A 22,465-nucleotide genomic window follows, 5' to 3' on the forward strand; every position below is an offset into this window, starting at 1 on the left:
ACGATACCCGGCGGCGCGCCGGAAGGTCAAAGCGGGCGGGCGGTGGTAAGGGCTGCGAGGCGAGAGGAAGGGCTTCCGGTTCGAGTGCCAGCACACTAGCTGCTCAGGTTGAGCGTCAGATCGGCGAGGGTGGACGCCGCCTTGCACGGATCCGCCGCGGCAGCGGTGAACTGCACCCACCAGCCGACCACACCCGAGGACGGCGACCCGACGCTCACCCCACAGGCTCCTGGATCCTCCGGTGGTCGCATCACCACGGCTCTGCGCCCCTGGATGGTCGACGACTCCACCTTGTAGCCCAGCTCCTCGCCCGTCTCCTTCTCGGTGTCGAGCGAACCTGTCTCGAACCAGTTGAAGGTGATCTTCACCGGACCGTTCGCGCCGACGGCATCCCAGCGGCAGATCGCGCCGAAGAAGCCGCGCTCGATGGCGTCGGCGGCGACGGATTCGGCGATCTGTTCGTCGGTGACTGCGTCGCACTCCTCGAGGAGGGCGGTGAACCTCTCCGTGTCACCCGTGACAGAGGCACCTTCGGGTCGGGGCGAACCGTCGATCGACGACCCGCATCCCGCGATCAGCCCGACCACCGACACGATCGCGGCCGTAGCCTCGGCCGCGCGGCGACGTCCGCCGCTCATCACCCCTCCGCTCATCTGGCCCCCACTCATTTCGCCCTCGACACGCTGAGTTCGGCGAGGTCCCGCGCAACCTTGCAGGGGTCGGCGGCCGGCCGGGCGTCGGCATACATCACCGACCAGTGAATGAAATCGCCGCCGAACTCCACACCGAGCTCGCACAGAATCCCCTCCGAGGAGGCGATGAAGCCAGGGTTCCCTTGGATGTCGATGTCGGTGGCCGGCCGGCCGATCAGTTCCGATCCCGCCCGTTCGCGGCCGATCGGACTGCCGCGGTACCAGGAGAACGTCACGCTGGGCCCGCCAATTCCCGCGGTTTCCCATTCACAGCCGACGGAGTTGCGGGTGACGCCGGTGAAGGAGGGCATACCGAATGCCGTCGACACTTCGTCGTCCGTGACGGAGCCGCACTGACCGAAGAAGGGTCCCGGTTCGGTGATCTGCCCGGTGGCGGGTGGGGCGGCAGTATCGGTCCCGGCATCGTCGCCGCCCCCGCAGCCGGCCAGGGCAGCCACGACTCCGACCGCGGCGAGCACTCCCCATTTCCTGCCCATGAACGCTGACTCTACCGATCCGGCCGGGGTGTGCCGGGTTCAGTCGACTGCCACCGCGTCGAGTGTCCGTTCGGCGCCGTCTGTGCCCCGTGGGAGCGCGGCGTCGAGTTGCGCAGCCCATTGACGTACCACCTCGGCGCGGCGTTTCGAGTCGTCGGTGAGGACGTCGGCGAGGCCGAGCCCGCGGGCCAGGTCGAGAGTGGCCTGCACGAGGCGGTGTGCCACCGGGTCGGAGTCGTCGAAGCCGAAATGCTCGACGGCGGTGCGGTGGGCGACACGTCCGAAGCGTTCCTCGAGCGGCACGATCCGCGCCCGCAGCTCCGGGTCCGCCGCGGCTGCGGTCCACACCTGCAGGGCCGCTTTGAAGAGAGTGCCCGTGTAGTAGTCGACGAGCCGCGACACCACGGCCTCGGTGCGGCCCGCTCCCGACGGCAGGTCGGTGGCCTCCCGCCGGGCCTGCTCCATCCTGGCGTCGAACATCACCTCGAGGGCGGCAGTGATCAGATCCTCCCGGGTCGGGAAATGGTGCTGAGTGGCACCGCGCGACACCCCGGCGCGTTGCGCCACCAGGCTGACGGTGGTGGCGCTCCACCCCAATTCGGCGAGGCAGTCGATGGTGACCTCGAGCAGATGCTCACGCGTGACCCGGCTACGGTCCTGCTTCGGTTCGCGGGTCATGCGGTCACTTCCTCTCGTTGCGCTGTTCGCCCGTGCGCGGTTGACGAGTCCTGAGACTCGTCAACCGCGCACGGGGCCGGAGGCCCAGGTGGGCGGCCGCTTCTGCAGGAACGCCATCATGCCTTCCCGGGCTTCCTCGGACTCGAAGAGCCTCGCGGACTGCGTCGTCAGCTCGTCGGTGTAGCGGTCGAAATCGGCGAGCAGTGCCTTCGTGATCAGGGCCTTGCTCTCCGCCAGCCCCTGTGGTGACCCCTGCCGTAACTGATCGAGAATTTCCTCGACGATGTCGTCCGGGTCCTGCGCCGACTCACTGATCAGTCCGATCGCCTCGGCCTCGTGCGCGCCGAACTTTTCCCCCGTGAGGAAGTACCGTCCTGCCGCGCGTGCGTCGATGCGGGGAAGGACGGTCAACGAGATGATCGAGGCGGCGAGCCCCAGTCGCACCTCGGTGAGGGCGAAGGTGCTGCGAGGTCCGGCGACCGCGATGTCGCAGGCACCCACCAGACCCATGCCTCCCGCTCGGACGTGACCGTCGATCCGCGCCACCACCGGTTTAGGCAGCTCGACGATGGCGCGCAGCAGTTCCGCCATCTGACGGGTCCGGGACCGGACATCTCCACCGGTCTCACTGAGATCGGCCCCGGCGCAGAAGGTGCCGCCGGTGTGGGTCAGAACGACGCCGCGGACGTCGTTGTCCGCAGCGGCGTCCCGCAATCCCTGCAGGATCTGCTCGACCAGCCTCCCGGAGATCGCGTTCCTGTTATGCGGCGAGTCCAGGGTGAGGGTGGCGAACCCGCGACTCACCTCGTACCGGACGAACCGGTCGGCGTGTACTTCGGTCATGCGCTGTCCGTTCGACATCAGTACGACTTCGGCAACCCGAGCGAGTGCTGGGAGACGAAGTTCAGGACCATTTCCCGGCTGACCGGCGCCACCCGGGCGATGCGGGCCGCACCGAGCATCGCTGCCAGGCCGTATTCCTTGGTCAGGCCTGCCCCACCGTGCGTCTGGATGGCCTGGTCGAGGGCCTTGATGCTCGCCTCGGCGGCGGCGTACTTGGCCATGTTCGCGGCCTCCGCGGCCCCGAAGTCGTCGCCGCTGTCGTAGAGCACTGCGGCCTTCTGCATCATCAGCTTGGCGAGTTCGAGCTCGATTTTGATTTGCGCAAGCGGATGCGAGATCCCCTGGTGAGCGCCGATCGGCGTCTTCCATACCGTGCGCTCCTTCGCAAACTTCACGGCCGCGTCGAGCGCGTACCGGCCCATACCGACCGCCATGGCCGCACCCAGGATGCGTTCGGGATTCAGGCCCGCGAACAATTGCATCAACGCGGCGTCGGCCTCGCCGACGAGTGCGTCCGCCCGAAGCCGCACGTTGTCGAGGAACAGCATGAACTGGTGGTCGGGCTCGACGATGTCCATCTCCATCGGCGTCTTGACGAAATTCTCGGCGTCAGTGGGGACGATGAACAGCGCAGGCTTCAGCTTGCCGGTCTTCGAGTCCTCGGTCCGCGCGACGATCAGGACGGCATCGGCCTGATCGACCCCGGAGATATAGATCTTGTTCCCCGACAGCACCCAGTCCTCGGCTTGATCATCACCCCTCGCTCCGCTCGACCGGTCCCGCCGCGCGGTGGTCGTGATCTGATGCGAGTTCGAACCCGCGTCGGCCTCGGTGATGCCGAATGCCATGATCTTCGACCCGTCGGCGAGTCCTGGGAGCCACTTCTGTTTCTGCTCCTCGGTGCCGTACTTGCCGATGATGGTGCCGCAGATGGCGGGCGACACCACCACGAGCAGCAGCCCGGCACCGTGCGCGGCAAGTTCTTCCTGGACCAGCGCCAGTTCGTAGATGCCCGCTCCCCCGCCGCCGTATTCCTCCGGAAGGTTGACGCCGAGGAACCCGAGCTTGCCCGCCTCGTTCCACAATTCGGTCAGTGGTTCACCGCGCCGCGCCCGAGGAAGCACGTAATCGACGTAGTTGAAACGCTCCCCGAGCCTCGACACGGAGGCACGGAGTTCCTTCTGTTCTTCGGTCTCGATGAAGCTCATGATTCTCCTTCAGCCTGCGCTGCTTCGACCACTGCCAGTACCGTTCCCACGTCGACCTGCTGACCGGCGATCACCGACAGTTCGGTGACCACACCGGATGCCGGTGCCTTGATCGTGTGTTCCATCTTCATCGCCTCGAGCCACACGATCGGCTGGCCGACGGTCACGGAATCGCCGACCTCGGCGCCGAGGCGGATGACCGAGCCGGGCATCGGGGCGAGTAAGGACCCCTCCGCCACCACGGTGCTCGGATCGGTGAATCGCGGCTCTGCGCGCAGGCTCACCGGCCCGAGCGCCGAGTCGACGAACACGTCGTCGCCGTAGCGCGCCACCTCGAACGATCTGCGCAACCCAGCAACGTCCAGCACGACCCTGCGCGCGGTCGCCGCGACGAGGGTGACATTGTCGAAACCGTCCGCCGTCAGCCCGTACCGGCCGAGTAGATACCGGACCTCGATCTCACGGTCACCTGTGCTGAACGTCTTACTTTGCGGAGCGGACGGCAGGTTCCTCCACCCACTGGGGAGCGTGGCGTTCACCGCCGCGACCTCGCGGTTGTGCGCCGCGTCCGCCAGGGCGGCGGCGAGCGCCGAGAACCTGTGGGCGTCGGCCGACGCGAGCGGCCGCGACAACACCTCGAGGTCGTGGGTCGCGAAGAAGGCGGTGTCCGTGTCGCCTGCAAGGAACGCCGGATGCCGGAGGACATTGACCAACAGGTCCCGGTTGGTGCGCAGCCCGTGGATCTGCGCACGGCCGAGGGCCGACGCCAGCCGGGTAGCCGCCTGGGACCGCGTCGCCGCGAACGAAATCACCTTCGCGAGCATGGGGTCGTAGTGCACGCCCACCACGGAGCCGTCGACCACACCGGAATCGAGGCGGACGCCGGGCGAGCGCAGAACGTCGAACTCCGTGGTCGTGCCCGGCACGTCGAAGTGGTGGACGGTGCCACTCTGCGGTTGCCAGTGCAGAGCCGGATCCTCGGCGTACAACCGAACCTCGATGGAGTGGCCCGACACGGTGGGATGCTCCGCGTCGAGAGGAACACCCGACGCCACCTGCAGTTGCAGTTCCACGAGGTCGAGCCCCGTGGTGCATTCGGTGACCGGGTGCTCCACCTGCAGGCGGGTATTCATTTCGAGGAAGAAAAACTCTCCCGCCTGGTCGGCAAGAAATTCGACCGTGCCGGCACCCTCGTAGTCGATGGCTTTCGCGGCGAGCCGGGCCGCCTCGAAAAGCCGCTCCCGCATCCCGGGTGTGGCCTCGACCAACGGGGACGGCGCCTCTTCGATCACTTTCTGGTGACGACGCTGGATGGAGCATTCACGCTCCCCCACCGCCCACACCGTTCCATGACGGTCGGCCATCACCTGCACTTCGATGTGCCTGCCCGTTTCCAGGTAACGCTCGCAGAACACCGTCGGGTCACCGAAGGCCGACTGTGCTTCACGGCGAGCGCCTTCCAGTTGTTCCGCCAGGTCCGCGAGCTCGCGTACGACCCGCATGCCACGCCCGCCGCCGCCCGCGGACGCCTTGACGAGTACGGGCAGATCGGCCTCGGTGACCGAGTCGGGATCGAGTTCGGCCAGGACGGGGACCCCGGCGGAGGCCATCAGCTTCTTGGACTCCACCTTCGAGCCCATCATCTCGATGGCGGGCGAGGGTGGCCCGATCCAGGTGAGTCCCGCGTCGTGGACGGCGCGCGCGAAATCGGCATTCTCCGAGAGGAACCCGTAGCCCGGGTGAATGGCATCGGCTCCGGCCAGGCGGGCAGCCTCGATGACGAGGTCGCCGCGCAGGTACGTGTCGGCGGGGCTGTTGCCGGGCAACCGGACCGCGGCGTCGGCCTCGGCAACATGCGGGCTCGATGCGTCGGCGTCGGAAAACACGGCGACGGTGCCGATGCCCGCCCGCCGGCAGGTGGCGAAGATGCGGCGGGCGATCTCACCACGGTTGGCGACGAGGACGGACCGGATCAGGTGTGGGGCGTCGAGGGTTGTCATGTGCTGCCTCACATCCGGAAGACGCCGAAGTTTTCGGCACCTTCGATCGGGGCGTTGGCAATGGCCGACAGGCACATTCCCACCACGGTTCGGGTGTCGCGGGGATCGATCACACCGTCGTCGTACAGGCGGCCGGACAGGAACATAGGGATCGATTCGGCCTCGATCTGGTTCTCGATCATGGCCCGCATCCCGGCGTCGGCCTCTTCGTCGAAGGCCTGGCCGCGCGCTTCGGCCGAGGCCCGGCTGACAATGGAGATGACGCCCGCCAACTGCGCACCGCCCATGACGGCCGACTTGGAACTGGGCCAGGCGAAGAGGAATCGCGGGTCGAATGCGCGTCCGCACATGCCGTAGTGCCCGGCCCCGTACGACGCCCCCAGGAGGATCGAGATGTGCGGGACGGTGGAGTTGGAGACCGCGTTGATCATCATCGAACCGTGCTTGATCATCCCGCCCTCCTCGTACTCCTTACCCACCATGTATCCGGTGGTGTTGTGCAGGAACAGCAGCGGGGTGTTCGAGCGGTTGGCCAGCTGGATGAACTGGGTGGCCTTCTGCGACTCCTCGCTGAAGAGAACACCGCGCGCGTTGGCGAGGATGCCGATCGGATACCCGTGCAGTTCGGCCCAGCCGGTGACGAGCGACGACCCGTACATCGGCTTGAACTCGTCGAAGTCGGAGCCGTCGACGATGCGGGCGATCACCTCTCGGGGATCGAACGGGATCTTGAGGTCGGCGGGGACGATGCCGAGCAGTTCCTCGGGGTCAGCGAGCGGTTCGATGACCTCGGCCCGGGGCGCGGGGCCCTGCTTCTTCCAGTTCAGTCGCTTGACGATGCTGCGGCCGATCCGGATCGCGTCCTGCTCGTCGACGGCGAAGTAGTCGGCGAGTCCGGACTTGCGGGCGTGCATTTCGGCGCCGCCGAGGGTTTCGTCGTCCGACTCCTCACCGGTGGCCATTTTCACGAGCGGAGGTCCGGCGAGGAACACCTTGGACCGTTCCTTGATCATCACGACGTGGTCGGACATGCCTGGGATGTACGCGCCCCCGGCGGTCGAGTTCCCGAAGACGAGGGCGATGGTCGGGATGCCCGCCGCGGACAGCTGGGTGAGGTCGCGGAACATGCGACCGCCGGGAATGAACACTTCCTTCTGCGTGGGGAGGTCGGCGCCGCCCGACTCCACCAGTGAAATGACCGGGAGCCGGTTCTGCCGTGCGATGTCGTTGGCGCGGAAACCTTTCCGCAGAGTCCACGGGTTGCTCGTGCCGCCGCGGACCGTCGGGTCGTTGGCCACGATCAGGCACTCGACACCCTCGACTACCCCGATCCCGACCACGGTGCTGGCACCGACCGGGAACTCGCTGCCCCACGCCGCCAGCGGGCACAGCTCGAGGAAGGGCGAGTCGGGGTCCAGCAGCAATTCGATGCGCTCGCGGGCGAGGAGCTTTCCGCGCTTCTTGTGCCGTTCGGTGTACTTCTCCCCGCCGCCGGCGAGCGCCTTGGCGTGTTCGGTGTCGATCTCGGCGAGTTTGTCGGTCATGGCTTTCGCCGCCGCCGCGTACTCGTCCGAGCCGGTGTCGAGAGTCGACTTCAGCGTCGTCATGCCTGATACCCCAATCGCTTGGCGGCGAGCCCGGTCAGAATCTCGGTGGTACCGCCACCGATCCCGAGGATGCGCATGTCCCGGTACTGCCGTTCCACTTCGCTCTCCCGCATGTAACCGAGCCCGCCGAACAGCTGAACAGCCTGGTTGGCCACCCATTCGCCCGACTCCACCGCGGTGTTCTTCGCGAAACACACCTCCGCGATGAAGTCCTCGTTCGATTCGAGCGACCGCTCGACCAGAGTCCGGGTGTACACCCGGGCCACATCGATCTTCCGGGCCATTTCCGTGACCGTGTTCTGCACTGCCTGCCTGCTGATCAGTGGCCGCCCGAAGGTTTCGCGGTCGCGGACCCACGCCAACGTGAGGTCGAGGCACCGCTGCGCACTCGAATACGCTTGGGCTGCAAGCGCGATGCGTTCGGTGAGAAAGGCCTGGGCGATCTGTGAGAATCCGCTGTTCTCGGCGCCGACGAGGTTGGCGACCGGCACACGCGCGTCGACGAAGGACAACTCCGCGGTGTCGGACGCGCGCCATCCCATCTTGTCGAGTTTGCGGGCCACCTCGAAACCGGGTGTTCCCTTCTCGATCACGAGGAGGGACACACCGGCGGCACCGGGTCCGCCGGTGCGGACCGCGGTGACCACGAAGTCGGCGCGGCACGCGGAAGTGATGAAGGTTTTGGAGCCGTTGACGACGAAGTGATCGCCGTCGCGCACCGCGGTGGTTCGCAGGTGTCCGACGTCGGAACCGCCGCCCGGTTCCGTGATGGCGAGCGAGCCGATGAGGTCTCCGCGCAGGGTGGGCCGCACCCACTTCTCGATCTGCTCCGGGTCACCGGCCGCTGCCAGGTGCGGCAGGGCGATGCCTGAGGTGAACAGAGACGCGAACAGACCACCCGACGCGCCGGCCTGATGCATCTCCTCGCAGATGAGGACCGCGTCTACCAGATCCCCACCCTCGCCACCGACGGACTCCGGAAAACCAGCGCCCATCAGCCCCAGTTCGGCTGCCTCACGGTGCAGTGCGCGCGGAATCTCACCGTCACGCTCCCAGTCCGCGAGGTGCGGAAGTATCTGTCGCTCGACGAAACCGCGCACGGTCTTGCGCAGCTCCTGCCGTTCCGGTGTGTCCCACACGTTCACGAACTTGTCCCTTCGGGGAGGAGTGCTTTCGGAATATCGACGTGCCTCGATCGCAGCCATTCACCGAGACCCTTGGCCTGCGGGTCGAATCGGGCCTGGGACGCCACGCCCTGCCCGAGAATTCCCTCGATCACGAAGTTGACCGCGCGCAGTTTCGGCAGCACGTACCGCGTAACGGGGAGGTCGGCAGCCTCCGGGAGGAGTCGTTTCACTTCGTCGACTGTCAGGGTGTGGACCAGCCACCGCCATTGTTCGTCGGTGCGGACCCACACACCGACGTTGGCGTTGCCGCCCTTGTCGCCGCTACGGGCACCGGCAATGGCGCCGAGGGGACAACGCGTCGTCGGGCCACCGGCCGGTAGCCCCGGAAGCACCGGATCGTCGACGTCCTCGAGTTCACGCACCTCGGGAGACGGCTCGATGTCGACGCGGGCGCCGTCCGGCAGTACCGCGACGTGCGGAACTTCCTTGGCGTGCACGTACCCGGGCGTGAAAACCCCATAGGGCTGCCCTTGCCCGGGTGGAGCGGTGAGCGTGAAGCCGGGATAGCTGGCGAGTGCGAGTTCGACTGCGAGCGAGGAGAAGCTGCGACCCACCGCGGCGGCGTCGGAATCGCGAACCACACACCGCAGCAGCGCGCTCGCGGCTTCCTCGGTATCAGCGTCCGGGTGGTCGGTGCGAGCGAGCGACCACTCCAGTTCGGCCGGACGGGTGGTCAGCCCACTCTCGAGTTGTCTCCGCACCAGCGCCGCCTTGGCCTCGATGTCGAGGCCGGTGAGGACGAACACGGCCTCGTTCCGGAATCCGGCCAGCGTGTTCAACGAGACTTTCAGCTGGGGCGGCGGCGGCTCGCCCGTGACCCCGCTGATGCGGACACGATCGGCGCCGTCATCGGACAGCTCGGCGGTGTCGATGCGGGCCGTCACGTCGGGGCCGGCGTACCGGCCGCCCGTGATCTCGTACAGCAGCTGCGCGGTCACTGTTCCGGCAGTCACCGCCCCGCCCGTTCCAGGGTGCTTGGTGATGACCGAGGATCCGTCCGCGTCGATCTCGGCGATCGGAAACCCGGGCCGGTCGAGGTCGGCGATCTCGGTGAAGAATGCGTAGTTGCCCCCGGTGGCCTGGGTGCCGCACTCGATGACGTGACCCGCCACGACCGCACCCGCCAGCTGATCGAAGTCGCCCCGTTGCCACCCGAAGTGCGCAGCCGCCGGTCCCACGATCACCGAGGCGTCGGTGACACGGCCGGTGACCACCACGTCGGCCCCGGCGTTCAGGCATTCGACGATTCCCCACGCCCCGAGGTAGGCATTGGCGGTCAGCGGACTGCCCAGTCCGAGTTCCGCGGCCCGCCCGATCAAGTCGTCACCCTCGACGTGAGCGATCTTTGCCTGCAGCCCCAGCGTGTCGTTCACTGCGCGCAGCGCCGCGGCCAAACCTGCGGGATTGAGTCCACCTGCGTTGGCGACGATGCGGACGCCCTTGTCCAGGGCCAGTCCGAGGCAGTCTTCAGCCTGGCGGAGAAACGTTTTGGCGTATCCCCGGTCGGGGTCCTTCATACGGTCACGACCGAGGATCAACATGGTCAGTTCGGCGAGATAGTCACCGGTCAGGTAGTCGAGTTCGCCGTCCTCGAGCATCTCGCGCATCGCCGACAGGCGGTCACCGTAGAAGCCGGAACAGTTGCCGATCCGCACCGTCATCGCGACCCCGCTTCCCGTCCCCCGCCGGCGGGTCCCGCGAAAGCCTGTGCAATGTCCAGCCATTGGTCGGCGTCGGGCCCGGTCGCGACGAGAGCAAGGTCTGCCCGATTCGCACGCTGAGTGACGAGCAGGCAGAAGTCTTCTGCCGGTCCGGTCACCCTCTGGGCGGCGTCCTCGGGTCCCCATGTCCAGACGGACACGCCGTCGGGGGCAGTCAGTTCGACCCGGAATTCCTCGGTCGGTGGCGCGAGTTCGTTGACGGCGAAGGCGAAGTCGCGGGTGCGGACGCCCAGGTGGGCGATGCTCTTCAGCCGATCGGTGGGTTTGCGGGGCACCGCGAGTGCGTCGGCCACGTCCTGACCGTGTGCCCACGTCTCCATCAAGCGGGCCGTCGCCATGGACGCCGCCTTCATCGGCGGGCCGTACCACAGGATTTTCTGGTCGGGCGGCACCGCGGCCAGAGCAGCGGCGAGCTGTGCACGGGTCGTCCGCCAGTCGTCGAGGAGCTGCGCCGGCGGGAGGCTCGCGAACTCGCGGGCACCGGCGTCGACGAAACCTGCCGGGTCTGCCGCGGCGACCGCCAGCTGCACGGTGAACGCGTCGGGGTCGGTGATCGCCAGCAGGGCGGCTCGATCGGTCCAGAGCAGATGCCCGATCTGGTGGGCGATCGTCCATCCCTCCGCGGGTGTGGGGTCTGCCCATCGGGAGTCCGGGAGGTCTGCGACCAGCGCATCCAGCGCCTCACTCTCGGCACACACGTCGTCGATGAACCTCTGCAGTTCGGCCATGCGACCAGCATCACACCAGCCCGGTAAAAAAGCAAGCACGATTGATTGTTTTTATCCTTGCCGTGTCGCCGGGTGCATTGCGGGCGGTCTGCTGCCACGCTGGGGACGTGATCCGACAGTTGCTCACCCAGGCGGCACTGAATCCTCTCCCCTCGCCGCGGACACTCGCGACGCGCCTCGTACCGAAGTCGGGACATCGGGTCGCCGGGAAGCGCATCCTGGTCACCGGGGGTTCGTCGGGTGTCGGCGAGGCTGCGGCACGCCGACTCGCACATCTCGGCGCGGAGGTCGTGCTCGTCGCCCGAGGCGCCCAAGCCCTCGAAGCCGTCCGCGACGACATCCTGCGTGCAGGGTGCGACGCGCACGCCGTCCCCTGCGATCTGACCGACCCCGACTCGATCGACGCCATGGTGTCCCGGGTGCTCGGCGATATCGGCCCTGTCGACGTCCTCGTCAACAACGCCGGACGCTCGATCCGGCGGACGGTGGAAGATTCGCTCGACCGCTTTCACGACTACGAGCGCACCATGGCGATCAACTACTTCGGTTCGACCCGGCTCACTCTCGCGCTGCTTCCGTCGATGCTCGAGCGTCGCGACGGCCACATCATCAACGTGGCCACGTGGGGTGTGCCCGCGGGTGTGATGCCCAAGTTCTCCGCCTACCACGCGTCGAAGGCGGCGGTCGGCGCGTTCGGACGCAGTCTCGGTGCCGAACTTCGCGATCGCGGCATCGCCGTGACCACCCTCGACCTGCCTCTGGTGCGGACGCCGATGATCGCCCCGACCACGGACTACGACTCGATGGCGGCGTTGTCCCCGGAGCAGGCGGCCGAATGGTTCGTCACCGCGGTCCGGACGCGGCCCGTGGAGTTGCTTCCGGGATATGGGGAGCTGTTCCGGCTTCTGGGCCTCTTCGCGCCGACCCTCACCGACGCGTTGGTGCGGCGGGCCGGCATCTAGCCGGAATGAAAGACTTGGCTCTGTTCCGAAAGCCGCACACACCCAGAGGGAGCCGTTCATGACCGACGCTGTGCTCACCACCCGCGATGGCGACATCATCACGTGGACGCTCAACCGTCCCGAGGCCCGCAACCCGATCTCCGAGCCCGACGTGATCGAGGCGCTCGAGAACGCGGTGGCCGAGGTCAACGGTGACCCCAGCGTGCGCGCCGCCATCATCACCGGTTCCGGTTCGGCCTTCTCTTCCGGCGGCAACGTCAAGCACATGCAGAACCGCGAAGGAATGTTCGGCGGCTCACCCGCCGAAATCCGGCAGGGCTACCGCCACGGTATCCAGCGGATCCCGCTCGCCCTGCACCACTGCGAGGTACCGACCATCGCCGCCGTCAACGGACCGGCAATCGGTGCGGGGTGCGACCTCTCGTTGATGTGTGACATGCGGATCGCCTCCACCGCCGCCGTCTTCGCGGAGAGTTTCGTCAAGGTCGGCCTCGTTCCCGGCGACGGGGGTGCCTGGTTCCTTCCGCAGGCCATCGGCATGGCCCGCGCCAGCGAGATGGCGTTCACCGGTGACGCGATCGACGCCGCCAAAGCCCTCGAGTGGGGACTCGTTTCCCAGGTGACCGAGCCCGACCAGTTGCTGCCGGCGGCGCGGGCGCTGGCCGACCGGGTGGCGGTCAACCCACCCCAGGTGCTCCGGATGACCAAGAAGCTGCTTCGCGAGGGACGTCAACACAGCCTCGAAAGCCTGCTCGAACTCTCGGCGGCGATGCAAGCGCTCGCACACCACACCGCCGACCACCACGAAGCGGTCGGGGCGATGCTCGATCGCCGGACACCGAACTTCACGGGGCAGTGAATCGGTTCCGCCCGGCCGTACGACAGGTTCACCGCACCGCTGCGCCGGAAACACAGCGGCCGTGACCGAAACGTCCCCCAGCCAGCTCGTCCCTGTCCTGTCGGTCCTCGGATCGGTGTTGTCCGTCCAGTTCGGCGCCGCCTTCGGGAGCACGTTGTTCGACACGGTGGGCGCGTCGGGCGCCGTGGCACTGCGGCTCACCGTCGCCGCGCTGATTCTCGGCATTCTGGTCCGTCCACGATGGCGTCGGTGGACGCGACCGCAACGAGAGGGCATTATCGCCCTGGGACTTGCTCTCGCAGTGATGAATTCGGCCTTCTACGAGGCGCTGGCGCGGCTACCGTTGGGCACCACCGTCACCATCGAGTTCCTGGGGCCGCTCACCCTGGCCGCCGTCTTGTCGAGACGACTCCGCGACGGCGTGTGGGTGGTGGCGGCTCTCGCGGGAGTGTTGATGCTCGGATTGCGGGACACGGGCAGCGAGGCGCTGGACGCCGTCGGTGTCGCATTCGCCCTCACTGCGGGGGCGGCGTGGGCGGGCTACATCATCGCCGGTTCCCACTTGGCGGCGACGGTTCCGAGCGCCGACGGCCTGGCCGGTGCCAGCATCGTCGCCGCGGTGCTCACGCTGCCTCTCGGCGTGATCTCAGGCGGGACAGCACTGTTCGATCCCCACACTCTGGCGGTGGGCGCCGCGGTGGCTCTGCTGTCTTCGGTCATTCCGTACACTCTCGAACTGCGGGCGCTGCAGGTGATGAGTAAGAAGGTGTTCGCCATCCTCATCGCGCTCGAGCCGGCTGCTGCCACGCTCGCCGGGGTTCTCGTCCTCGGGCAGGTACTGGGACTGCAGACGCTGGCCGCGATCGCGCTCGTCGTCGCCGCCGGCATCGGGTCGGTGCTGAGTAACAGGTAGTTCATCTCCGCGTCCAGTTCATATCAGGGTCCCGACGTCGGCAGCGACGATGCGGTCCAATGCGCGCTCGGCCACAGCAGCGATCGTCATCGACGGGTTGCACGCGGCGGTGTTGCCGGGCATCAGGGCACCGTCGAGCACGTACAGCCCGCGCTGGCCCTGCACGCGGCCTTCGAGGTCGCACACCGTGCCCATGCAGGCACCGCCCAGCGGATGCCAGGTGGAGGGGAATACCGAATTGGTGTCCGTGAGTATGCTGCCCGGCCCGGCGATTCTTCGCACGGTCGGATCGATATGACCCTGCTGAATGACTGCGTCACCTTCCTTCGGCCAACGCAATACAGCGCCGTCATTCGCCGAGTCGTAGGCAAAGCTGCCACGGCCCTCACTGACGCCGTACCCGACGAGCATCGTGCTGCGGGCGTCGAAGGAGAGCGGTGGAATCGACGCCTGGATGACCGTGTGGGCGGACGAGGGGTCGTCCCAGTTCAGACTGCCGTAGACCACCGGGCCGCCCTGCGGAGCACCGAATTCCTCTTCGAGGCTTGTCCACACATAGATTCGGTCGGCATTGGTACCCCAACCGGCGCCCAATTGGTCGGGTAGGTCCGGAATCTGCCCCTTTGCCGACGCCCGCACCAGCAGCTTGGTGGTGTTCACACTGCCGGCGGCCATCACCAGAGCGGTCGTCGTGAGTATCTTCTTCTCGAGGACTCTGCCGGACGAGTCGATCCGGTCGACGTGCACGATCCATCGGCCATCCTTGGCCCGCTCGATGTCGGTGACCTGGTGCAGCATCTCCACTGTCACGCGCCCGGTCGCCTCGGCGGCGGCGATGTACGTGACGTCGACCGAGTGTTTACCGCCGTTGTTCACGCCGAAAGCGCCCTCGCCATTGGTATACGACGCTTTCACGCGCCCGTGGACCTCGTCGAGCGCGTAGTTCCAGTCGATCGGCATCGGAATCTTCGCCACGGGAAGACCGGCGCGCGTGACATTCTGCTCGAATACCCTTGCAGCCCGGTAATTCGGGCTGGCGACCAATTCGTCGGGAGCGACCGCGAGTTTCAGCATGCGCGCCACCCGCGGGTAGTGAATCCTGTCCATGGTCGCCCAGTCGAGCGCCTCCGGAAAATGAGAGTTGAAGACGGCCTCGGCCGGCTGCAGGGTCATCCCTTGATATACCAAGGACCCGCCGCCGACTCCCGCAGCGCACAGTGCGGTCATGTTCTCACCGAGCACCGTCTCGAGGAGACCTGTGTACGGCTCCATCGCCACCGGCGCGCCGAAGAGCTGTGGGCTGGATTCGTACCAGAGGATCCGTTTGTCCGGAGTTGTAGCGCGCGGGAAAGTTTCCGCGTTGGGACCTGTGGGCCAACGCATTCCACGTTCGAGCACGAGTACCGGCACGCCCGCCTCGGCCAGCCGAAGAGCTGCGACACCACCCCCGAATCCGGATCCGACGACGATCACCCGATGATCTTCGCGGGTGACCGAGGTTCGCGCACCACGGTCCTCGCGACTGACGCCGGCCTGGGCAACACGCGGGCTCGCCAACGCAATTCCCGCGGCGGCCGCGCCCGTCAGAAAGGACCGGCGATTGAGTGCAGACACAGCTTTCCCCCAGCTCTCGATGAAGACGTACTCGGCGAGATGACAAGATAGGTCGACGTGGTCACATCGCGCGTGAGCCGGCCAACCGGACGCACTTTGCGGGCAGAGCGCCCGAAGCAATCCCTCAGGCGAGGTCAAAACTAGACACTCGATCGAGGATGTGTCAAGAATCTCGTTCTTCAGAGAGGCGGAACCTGGGGCGCACACCGCTCCGGGTCGTCACGAGCCGAAGGGCATCGCCGGCAGTAGCCAGCGGGTGAGAAACCTGCGCAGGTCGTCGTCGGCGTGAACGGCTTCGTCGTCGAACATGATGACCGAGAGTCCCAGGCGGACCAGAATTTCGACGATGTCGTCCAGGTACGACTGCGTGTCGGGGTAGCGATCAACGAGAGGTGAGAGTAACTCGCGTGCAACGGGTTTGGCGCGACGCATCATTCCCGCGTCGAAAAGAGGGTTCCCCTGCACGGCCTGGAGCAGTGCCGCGAGGACCGGGTCCGCGTGCACCGCAGCCCGACTGGCGACGACAAGCTCGACGACGAGCTCGAAGGGCGTGTCAGTGGCGTCCAAGCGGGAACGGATGCCGCCCACCACCTCCACCGCAAGACCGGCGATCGCCTGCGACACCAGTTCCTCGCGTGACCCGAAGATGGAGTAGACCGTTTGCCGCGTGACGCCCGCGGCCTGAGCCACCGCCGCGATGGTGACCCCGTCGAAGCCGTCACTTCTGATCAACTCGAGCGTGGCATCCAGGATCTTCTTCCGCGACCGCATGGGGCCATTATCGGGTACCGCCCTCACGTGGTCGCCCGGCCGTCGCACCGTCTCTCTCCGCGAGCCCTCTCCGCCTGGCAGTATCGACGCCGTGAGTACCGCGAACCTGTCCCGGGCCGAAACAGCCGAACGCAGCCGGTCGATCGAGGTGCTCCGGTACCGAGTGGAGCTCGACCTACTCGGTGCCGTCGACCCCGGCAGGGATACCTTCAGCACCACCACAACGGTGGAATTCTCCTCACGCTCCCCTGACACCTGGCTCGACTTCATCGGTACCCGGGTGGAGTCGGTGACCGTCGACGGAACCGCAGTGGGCGTGCAGTACGACGGTGCACGTATCGCATTGACCGGACTACGGGAATCCTCTGTCGTGACCGTCGTCGCACACGGCGACTACTCGCGCAGCGGGGAGGGTCTGCACCGGTTCGTCGACCCGTCCGACGCACAGACGTACCTGTACACCCAGTACGAGCCGGCCGACGCCCGCCGGGTTTTCCCGTGCTTCGAACAACCCGACCTCAAGGCTTCGTTCACCTTCGTCGTCACCGCGCCGCGGGGCTGGGAGGTGATCTCCAACCAGCACGTCGACCGTCGCGACACCGTCAGCGACGGCCAGGTCGTCACCTTCGCAGCTACCTTGCCCCTGTCCACCTACATCACCGCAATCGTGGCCGGTCCGTACCACAGGGTCGAATCCTCTTGGCAGAGAGGAAACCTCACAGTTCCGCTGAGTGTCCTGTGCCGGGCATCCCTGGCACGATATCTGGACGCCGACACCATTTTCGAGATTACTCAGCAGGGTTTGGACTTCTTCGCCGACGCCTTCGACTACCCGTATCCATGGGGTAAATACGACCAGGTCTTCGTTCCCGAGTACAACCTCGGGGCCATGGAGAATCCGGGCTGCGTCACCTTCACCGAGGCGTACGTGTTCCGTGGGTCGGCGACCGATGCCCAGTACGAGGGTCGGGCCAACACGATCCTCCACGAGATGGCGCACATGTGGTTCGGCGACCTCGTCACCATGGTGTGGTGGGACGATTTGTGGCTCAAGGAGTCGTTTGCCGACTACATGGGGTCGCTCGCCAGTGCCGAGGCGACGCGGTGGACGCAGGCGTGGGTGGCGTTCGCCAACCGGCGCAAGGCCTGGGCTTATCTCCAGGACCAGCTCCCGACGACCCATCCCATCGTGGCCGACATCGTCGACCTCGAAGCCGCGAAGCTCAATTTCGACGGCATCACCTACGCCAAGGGCGCCAGTGTTCTGAAGCAGCTCGCGTCCTACGTGGGTCGGGACGCGTTCTTCGAGGGCGCTCGCCGCTACTTCCGCGCCCATGCCTTCGGAAACACCACCTTGGCCGATCTGCTGACCGAGCTGTCCGGCACATCCGGTCGCGACTTGACCAGCTGGGCCGAAGCCTGGTTGCAGACCAGCGGAGTATCGACTCTGGCCCTGGAGCGCAACGACGGGGGCGGTGCGAGTCTTTCGCAGACCGATCCCCGACCGCACCGGCTGGCGATCGGCATGTACGACTTCGATGAAGCCGGCGACCTGGTGTGCACCGAGCGAACCGAAATCGACATCACGACCTCGCGCACTCCCGTCGACCTCACAGATGCCCCGCTGGTGCTACCGAACGACGCCGATCTGACGTATGCGAAGGTGCGTCTCGACACTCGCTCGCTGACCACGGTGGAGAACTCCCTCGACCGGGTTCGCGACCCGTTGGCACGCGGGCTGATCTGGTCGTCCCTCTGGAATGCGACGCGGGACAGCGAACTGGAGGCAGCCCGCTATCTTGCCATGGCGCAGCGGTTCTCGCCTACGGAGTCCAACCCGGCTCTCCTGACCTCGGTGCTGTCCAATGTGCCCTTCGCGATCGAGCACTACCTACCCGAATCCGCCCGAGCGGACGCCCGCAGGCGATGGCTCGAGCACACCTGGAACGAAATGTTCGTCAGTGATTCCGGCGACCAGCTCACCTGGGCGCGCGCTGTCGCCGCTGTTGCGGCAACCGACGGAGGCCGGGCGGCGGATATTCGATCGATTCTCGACGGCAGTGCACCGCCGCCGTCCGGACTGTCTCTCGACCCCGACCTGCGGTGGGCGTTCTGGCTCGCTCTCGCCGCCACCGGTCATGCCGATGACACCGACCTGCACGCCGAATGGCAGCGGGACGACACCGGGTCCGGTCGCACCGCGTACCTGCGTGCGATGTCGGCCCGTCCGGAAGTCGCCGTCAAGGCGGAGGCCTGGGCGTCCATCTTCCACGACCACTCGCTGTCGAACGATCACCTCGACGCCACCATCAGCGGATTCCTCGCGGGAGCACGACGTGACCTCGTCGCACCGTTCGCGGCGGACTACTTCGCCGCAGTGCGTCCGATCTGGCGGGACCGGAGCATCGAGATGGCACGCCGGGTGGTGACCGGCTTGTTCCCCCGGGAGACGACCCTCGCCGCGGCCGACGCCTGGCTTGCAGCGAACGCCGACGCACCGGGCGCTCTGCGAAGACTGATCGTCGAGCAACGCGACCATCTCGCGCGCGATCTCCGGGCGCAGGAGTTCAACTGCGGATTCTGGACGCGCACGCCCTCGGACGAACCCTGACGCACGGGCGAGGAGCCCATATCATCGAGACGGGACCGGCATTCGCCCGCGGAAGTACCAGGAAAGGACACTCGTGGACCAGCACAACTTCGAGGTCGAACTCCCGTCGGATACGTCGTTCGAGTCGGCAGAGGAACACGTCCTGCAGGAGATCGTCGGTCCCCGGATGCTCCGCGAGGGCAAGGATGGTTACGCCGACCTGCACGTGCGCACCAAGGTCGAGAGTCGGAAGCCGGGAATCTCGATTTTCGCCGGGTCCTACAAGCTCTAGCAGAACTGTTACTCAGGCGACGGATCGTCGGCCGATCGCGAAGAGTTCCCGAGGCGAATCGATGCCCTTCAGCCTGTGGCTGCCGGCCGGTTCACACCAGAAGTCGTCGGTGTCCAGTTCGTCGTAGAACTCACCGGTGACCACCACCTCGTGGGCGGGTGCGACGGCCACCACGCGGGACGCCATGTTGACCGGTCGACCGAACCAGTCGCCCGCGCTCGGCACTGCGGTTCCCCAGTCGATGCCGGCTCGAAGTGGTGGCAACCCTTCCAGACGGGCGGCATCGACGAGGTCGAGTGCGGCGCCCGCGAGCGCGGAGGCATCCCACGACACCAGCATGACCGCGTCCCCGATCGTCTTCACCAAACGCACAGGCGAGACCACCAGGTCAGTGGCCAGGCGGTCGAGCCGTTCCGCGACCCGGCTCAGATCGTCCGCCGCGCCCTGCTCGCCGAGCAGCGTGAACCCGACGAGATCGGCGAAACACACCCCGATCTGCTGAGAACCCCGGATGTGCAGGTTCGAGTCACCGGCGATGCCGACGGCGTCCGAACGCAGTTGTTCACGCAGGCTCGTCGCAAGAATGTGCGCGAGTATCTGTGCCTGGAAATCTGCGATGCGGCGCACCTCCACCGCATACTGCAGGGCAACTTCCGGGTGATCACCCGCTGCCGCGAGACGGTCCTGGAGGAGGGCCTCCGCGGCATCGGCCAACGTCCAGATATTGCGGCCCATGACGCGTGCGGCCGCGAACATTCCACCTTCGTCGAGTCCCAGATCTCGGTACTGCTTCAATCCTCGAGCAAGGCTCACATCACCGTCGTTGTAGTACGCCCCGTCCTCGGACGCTCCCCTGCCGATGGCACGAAACCAACGGCGGGCATCCTCGACGGTGAGACCGGCCAACTGCGAGATTTCCTCGATGCTGTACGTGCCTTTCGGCGACAAGGCATGCTCGAGCAACAGGTGAGCGAGCCGGTTGCCCTGAGTCGCGGCGCGTAGTTCGTCGATCGTCACGTTCTCCGCGACCAGCGTGTCGAGCACGCCGATCCGGGCAGCACGGTCCGAACCCGAGAGCCCCTCCAGGAGACCGGCACGTTCGAAGTTCTCGATCTGAACACGATGCGGAACCGGACGGCGCAGTAAACGAGGCGCCGGGGACACCAGCCCTCCCGGCCGCGGCACGAGCCGCACGCCGACTCGCCGCGGAAGCCGCCGTTTCGCCCGGGAATTGAGCACGTCCTCATCGTCGCAGGCATCACGGCCTTGATCGCGGAGATTACGGGAAGTGCTTCCCGCGGACGGTGAGACCGAACTATATTCGGTGCATGCCGATTCAAAGTCTGTTGTTGGATGCGGCGGAAGCACACTTCGCACGCCGCGGAGTTCTCGAGACCCGACTGTCCGACATCCGGCAGGAGGTTGGGGCGAGCGTGGGTGCGGTGTACCACCACTTCCCCAACAAGGCCGAGCTGTACGCGCAGGTCTGGCTCCGCGCACTCACCGACTATCAGGATCAGTTCTGGACTGCACTGTCCGAGTGCGCGGAGGCCCGGACCGGAATCGAAGGAGCGGTCGTACACCACCTCGCGTGGGTGTCCACACACAGGGACAGGGCCGCGATCCTGTCTGCGCCTCGTCCCCCTGCCGTCGACCAGCGTGTGCACGACAAGAACGCCGCATTCTTCCGCCAGGTAATGCACTGGTGGCGTGTCCACGAGCATTACGGCACGGTCCGTCGCCTCGGCTTCGATGTTCTGTACGCACTGTGGCTCGGACCTGCACAGGAGTATTCCCGGCACTGGCTCGCCGGCTCGATGACCACCGAACCCGCCGCCGTGGCCCCGGAATTGGCGCGCGCCGCGTGGATGTCGCTACGAACTCAGGAGTGAACCATGACCGTGGATGTCGCCTTGACTCCGGACTCTGCCCGGGCCGTGCTGGAAGCGCAGCCATTCAGCATGCTCGTGGGCGCCCGCATGACGCAGTTCGGCGACGGCCGTACCACCCTCGAGATCCCCGTCCGTGACGATCTACGGCAGCAGAGTGGTTTCGTGCACGGCGGCGTCCTGTCCTACGCCGCCGACAATGCGCTCACCTTCGCGGCCGGCACCGTGCTCGGCGCGAACATCATGACCGCCGGATTCACCATCACCTACTTGCGTCCAGCGCTGGGAGTGATCCTTCGCGCCGACGCTCGGGCCGACGCCGCGACCCGGCGGCAGGCTCTGTGCCGCTGCGACATCTACGCAGTGCAGGAAGACGGCTCAGAGGTGCTCTGTGCCGCCGCGCAGGGAACCGCGACGGTCAAGCAGACGCGGTAGCACCGCCGCCACGAGATGACACGATGTATGTCATGGCAGACACAGTGGACCATGCTTCCGTCGTTCACGCGCGCGAGCGCATCGACGGGCTGATCCGGCGCACTCCCACCTTCCGGGCCACCGTTCCGACGGCCCACGGTGACGTTCCGGTGATCTTCAAGCTCGAATTCCTCCAGTACGGCGGATCGTTCAAGGTCCGCGGCAGTCTCAACGCCATGCTTCACGCAGAGGAGGAGGGGCAGCTCGCCGACGCGGGTGTCGTCATCGCCTCCGGTGGAAACGCCGCGATCGGCGCAGCCTGGGCGTCACGCCTGCGCGGTGTGAGGTGCACCGTGGTGGTGCCGAACACCGCGCCCGACATCAAGATCGAGAAACTGCGGGCGCTGGGGGCGGATGTCCGCACGGTGGGTGACCGTTATGCGGAGGCCGCCGCGTACGCCGCAGAGCTCGCCGAGTCGTCGAACGCTCTGGCGCTGCACGCCTACGACCTTCCGGACATCGTCGCGGGAGCGGGCACCATCGCCCTCGAGATCCAGGACGACGTCCCCGAACCGGTCACCTACGTGGTCGCCGTGGGCGGCGGCGGTCTGCTGTCGGGCATCGTCGCGGGTAGCCGCGACGACGACGCCATCATCGGTGTGGAACCGCGCGGCGCGGCCACCCTGCACACGGCCGTCGCGGCACGCCGTCCCGTAGACATCGACATCGACAGCATTGCCGGCGACTCCCTCGGGGCCACCCGGATCGGCTCGATCGCGTGGGCCACCGTGTCGGGGCGGCCCGTCGACAGCCTCGTCGTGGACGACAGCGCACTGCTCGACGCGCGAACGCTCCTGTGGGAGGAGTTCCGGATCGTCGTCGAACACGGCACGGCGGCGGCGCTCGCCGCGATCCTCACCGGCGAACTCGTACCACCCTCGGATCGACCGCTGTGTGTCGTCCTGTGCGGTGCCAACACCGCACTGACCAGCTACTGAAG

Annotated in this window: 21 protein-coding genes; 8 read left to right on the top strand and 13 right to left on the bottom strand. The window is 66.7% G+C overall.

Going from position 1 to position 22,465, the window contains the following annotated elements:
- Nucleotides 1-95: 95 nt before the first annotated feature.
- Genes JQT59_RS29415 through JQT59_RS29460 form a run of 10 tightly spaced genes read right to left on the bottom strand, consistent with a single transcriptional unit; the run spans nt 96 to nt 11,161 of the window.
- Complete coding sequence (locus JQT59_RS29415; protein WP_249354677.1) at nt 96-638, bottom strand: DUF3558 domain-containing protein; 543 nt, start codon at nt 636-638, stop codon at nt 96-98.
- A gap of 26 nt (nt 639-664) precedes the next feature.
- A complete protein-coding gene (locus tag JQT59_RS29420) occupies nt 665-1,189 on the bottom strand; it encodes a DUF3558 domain-containing protein (protein ID WP_213573038.1) in 525 nt (174 codons plus the stop codon).
- Between the two features lie 39 nt (nt 1,190-1,228).
- Nucleotides 1,229-1,867 carry a TetR/AcrR family transcriptional regulator gene (locus JQT59_RS29425; protein ID WP_213573039.1) on the bottom strand — a complete coding sequence of 213 codons (639 nt, stop codon included), beginning with the start codon at nt 1,865-1,867 and terminating at the stop codon, nt 1,229-1,231.
- A gap of 60 nt (nt 1,868-1,927) precedes the next feature.
- Complete coding sequence (locus tag JQT59_RS29430) at nt 1,928-2,728, bottom strand: enoyl-CoA hydratase family protein (protein ID WP_213573040.1); 801 nt, start codon at nt 2,726-2,728, stop codon at nt 1,928-1,930.
- Nucleotides 2,728-3,918: an acyl-CoA dehydrogenase family protein gene (locus JQT59_RS29435; RefSeq protein ID WP_213573041.1), complete on the bottom strand. Its 1,191-nt coding sequence runs from the start codon at nt 3,916-3,918 to the stop codon at nt 2,728-2,730. Before JQT59_RS29435 ends, JQT59_RS29430 begins: the two co-directional genes overlap by 1 nt.
- The gene (locus JQT59_RS29440; RefSeq protein ID WP_249353946.1) at nt 3,915-5,918 is read right to left on the bottom strand and encodes an acetyl/propionyl/methylcrotonyl-CoA carboxylase subunit alpha; all 2,004 of its coding nucleotides are present in this window, start codon (nt 5,916-5,918) and stop codon (nt 3,915-3,917) included. The genes JQT59_RS29435 and JQT59_RS29440 overlap by 4 nt, the downstream gene beginning before the upstream one ends.
- A gap of 8 nt (nt 5,919-5,926) precedes the next feature.
- Complete coding sequence (locus tag JQT59_RS29445) at nt 5,927-7,525, bottom strand: acyl-CoA carboxylase subunit beta (RefSeq protein ID WP_213573042.1); 1,599 nt, start codon at nt 7,523-7,525, stop codon at nt 5,927-5,929.
- Nucleotides 7,522-8,670 (bottom strand): acyl-CoA dehydrogenase family protein, encoded by a 1,149-nt coding sequence (locus tag JQT59_RS29450; protein ID WP_109328027.1) that lies wholly within the window; start codon nt 8,668-8,670, stop codon nt 7,522-7,524. Before JQT59_RS29450 ends, JQT59_RS29445 begins: the two co-directional genes overlap by 4 nt.
- Nucleotides 8,667-10,373, bottom strand: a complete 1,707-nt coding sequence (locus tag JQT59_RS29455; protein WP_213573043.1) for an acyclic terpene utilization AtuA family protein — start codon at nt 10,371-10,373, stop codon at nt 8,667-8,669. The genes JQT59_RS29450 and JQT59_RS29455 overlap by 4 nt, the downstream gene beginning before the upstream one ends.
- Nucleotides 10,370-11,161, bottom strand: coding sequence for a TIGR03084 family metal-binding protein (locus tag JQT59_RS29460; protein ID WP_213573044.1), 792 nt, complete (start codon nt 11,159-11,161; stop codon nt 10,370-10,372). The genes JQT59_RS29455 and JQT59_RS29460 overlap by 4 nt, the downstream gene beginning before the upstream one ends.
- A gap of 119 nt (nt 11,162-11,280) precedes the next feature.
- On the opposite strand from JQT59_RS29460, the gene JQT59_RS29465 reads away from it, so the two are divergent.
- From JQT59_RS29465 to JQT59_RS29475, 3 genes are all read left to right on the top strand, one after another.
- A complete protein-coding gene (locus JQT59_RS29465) occupies nt 11,281-12,123 on the top strand; it encodes an SDR family oxidoreductase (RefSeq protein ID WP_213578210.1) in 843 nt (280 codons plus the stop codon).
- A 58-nt stretch (nt 12,124-12,181) separates the two neighbouring features.
- Nucleotides 12,182-12,982: a crotonase/enoyl-CoA hydratase family protein gene (locus tag JQT59_RS29470; protein ID WP_213573045.1), complete on the top strand. Its 801-nt coding sequence runs from the start codon at nt 12,182-12,184 to the stop codon at nt 12,980-12,982.
- A 61-nt stretch (nt 12,983-13,043) separates the two neighbouring features.
- Nucleotides 13,044-13,895 (top strand): EamA family transporter, encoded by an 852-nt coding sequence (locus JQT59_RS29475; protein WP_213573046.1) that lies wholly within the window; start codon nt 13,044-13,046, stop codon nt 13,893-13,895.
- Between the two features lie 18 nt (nt 13,896-13,913).
- Here JQT59_RS29475 and JQT59_RS29480 read toward each other — a convergent pair whose 3' ends face one another.
- A complete protein-coding gene (locus JQT59_RS29480; RefSeq protein WP_213573047.1) occupies nt 13,914-15,509 on the bottom strand; it encodes a GMC oxidoreductase in 1,596 nt (531 codons plus the stop codon).
- Nucleotides 15,510-15,728: 219 nt separating this feature from the next.
- Entirely contained in the window at nt 15,729-16,280 is a 552-nt protein-coding gene (locus JQT59_RS29485; RefSeq protein WP_213573048.1) for a TetR/AcrR family transcriptional regulator, read from the bottom strand.
- Nucleotides 16,281-16,371: 91 nt separating this feature from the next.
- On the opposite strand from JQT59_RS29485, the gene pepN reads away from it, so the two are divergent.
- Nucleotides 16,372-18,891, top strand: a complete 2,520-nt coding sequence (pepN, locus tag JQT59_RS29490) for an aminopeptidase N (protein ID WP_213573049.1) — start codon at nt 16,372-16,374, stop codon at nt 18,889-18,891.
- Between the two features lie 73 nt (nt 18,892-18,964).
- Nucleotides 18,965-19,162: a hypothetical protein gene (locus JQT59_RS29495; protein WP_213573050.1), complete on the top strand. Its 198-nt coding sequence runs from the start codon at nt 18,965-18,967 to the stop codon at nt 19,160-19,162.
- Between the two features lie 12 nt (nt 19,163-19,174).
- On the opposite strand, the gene JQT59_RS29500 is transcribed toward JQT59_RS29495, so the two are convergent.
- Nucleotides 19,175-20,326: an adenylate/guanylate cyclase domain-containing protein gene (locus tag JQT59_RS29500; protein ID WP_159926985.1), complete on the bottom strand. Its 1,152-nt coding sequence runs from the start codon at nt 20,324-20,326 to the stop codon at nt 19,175-19,177.
- A 164-nt stretch (nt 20,327-20,490) separates the two neighbouring features.
- Between JQT59_RS29500 and JQT59_RS29505 the strand changes: the two genes are divergently transcribed.
- The 3 genes from JQT59_RS29505 to JQT59_RS29515 are packed head-to-tail and all read left to right on the top strand — an operon-like array spanning nt 20,491 to nt 22,463.
- Nucleotides 20,491-21,054, top strand: a complete 564-nt coding sequence (locus tag JQT59_RS29505; protein WP_213573051.1) for a TetR/AcrR family transcriptional regulator — start codon at nt 20,491-20,493, stop codon at nt 21,052-21,054.
- Nucleotides 21,055-21,057: 3 nt separating this feature from the next.
- Complete coding sequence (locus JQT59_RS29510) at nt 21,058-21,486, top strand: PaaI family thioesterase (protein WP_213573052.1); 429 nt, start codon at nt 21,058-21,060, stop codon at nt 21,484-21,486.
- 32 nt (nt 21,487-21,518) lie between these two features.
- Nucleotides 21,519-22,463 carry a serine/threonine dehydratase gene (locus JQT59_RS29515; protein WP_213573053.1) on the top strand — a complete coding sequence of 315 codons (945 nt, stop codon included), beginning with the start codon at nt 21,519-21,521 and terminating at the stop codon, nt 22,461-22,463.
- The last annotated feature ends 2 nt before the right edge of the window (nt 22,464-22,465 follow it).

It is taken from the genome of Rhodococcus sp. USK13 (assembly GCF_018343855.1).
Lineage (GTDB): Bacteria > Actinomycetota > Actinomycetes > Mycobacteriales > Mycobacteriaceae > Rhodococcus_F > Rhodococcus_F oxybenzonivorans.